General features: G+C 43.0%; 1 protein-coding gene and 2 pseudogenes. 1 reads left to right on the plus strand and 2 read right to left on the minus strand.

Features of this window, described 5'->3' with window-relative positions:
• The coding region (locus F1542_RS17295; protein ID WP_227672843.1) for a hypothetical protein at positions 1 to 390 on the minus strand (390 nt) is incomplete at its 3' end.
• A 157-nt stretch (positions 391 to 547) separates the two neighbouring features.
• Here F1542_RS17295 and F1542_RS16915 point away from each other — a divergent pair.
• A pseudogene (locus F1542_RS16915) lies at positions 548 to 745 on the plus strand (transposase); the annotation flags it as partial.
• A gap of 4 nt (positions 746 to 749) precedes the next feature.
• Here the strand turns inward: F1542_RS16915 and F1542_RS17535 are convergent.
• A pseudogene (locus F1542_RS17535) lies at positions 750 to 887 on the minus strand (transposase); the annotation flags it as partial.
• Positions 888 to 1,081 lie beyond the last annotated feature (194 nt).

Genomic DNA, 1,081 nt, shown 5'->3' on the forward strand with positions numbered 1-1,081 from the left:
ATTTTTCGATATTATAAAAACTGTATCCACAAAAATATTCTGTTGACTAATGGTCTTGAGTGTTTCCAAAATGGAATCTATGTAAATATGGTCTACAATCAAAATAACCACGATAGATTCTTTATAATTATTTTGAAAGTTTTCAAATATATCTTTATCATTTTCATTAAATTGTGGAAATTCTGATATCCATTTTTTATAATCATGGCAATAATTTAATTTTTTATTTAAAAAATACTTATACTTCCCTATAGCTCTAATTGGCTGCGTAATTTTCCATGATAAAGAATTGCGTATCCGATCATTCCGATTTTGATCAAGACGCAAATAGGTTCTATCGTTCATATACCGATTTAATAATTTTATATTTTCTTTAATGATCATTTTCATTCTAGAATAAGACCTTAGCAGATGTGTATTACGTATATTATATCATTTAAAATTCACATGAAAAGATATCCGGTTAGGGCCTGTTTGAGAATGTGTTGATGCGGTGGTCTGGGCGTGATTCAAGCTTGGGATATGGACCTGAGCGGGCCGTGGCCGGATGGCCGAATTGGAGAGGCAGTCAAAGCGCTACCCGACCGATCTGACGGACAGGGAATGGCTGTTCATTCAGCCGTTTCTGCCGTCAGCGGCCAAGCGCGGTCGCAAGCCTGCGGCGGACCTGCGCGATGTGCCTGATGCGCTTCGCTATCTGGCACGAACAGACGGTGGATGGCGGATGCTGCCGAACGGCTTCCCGTATCGGGGATCATGACTGCATGGACGCGGCCGCCACGCTTGAGTAGCTCAAAAACGGCGACCTTTCCTGCAGCACCTCGCCCTCTTTTACCTTTGCGATGTCCGTCGAAATAGCTTTCATTGACTTCGATCTCTCCTTCAAGGGGCACTTCCAGAGCATTATGCGCGACAATGATTTTCCGAAGCTTACGGTAAAACAGGGTCGCTGTAAGTGCCCGATCCGAAAGTTTTTGAACAATACCAGCCTGTTGTGATTCATCCGTCTTTACGAAGAGATGGAGTGAATGGTGACATGGACTGGTATTGCCCGACGTGAACATAGCCGGGAAGGGCTGCG

It is taken from the genome of Komagataeibacter sp. FXV3, from assembly GCF_015155755.1.
Lineage (GTDB): Bacteria > Pseudomonadota > Alphaproteobacteria > Acetobacterales > Acetobacteraceae > Komagataeibacter.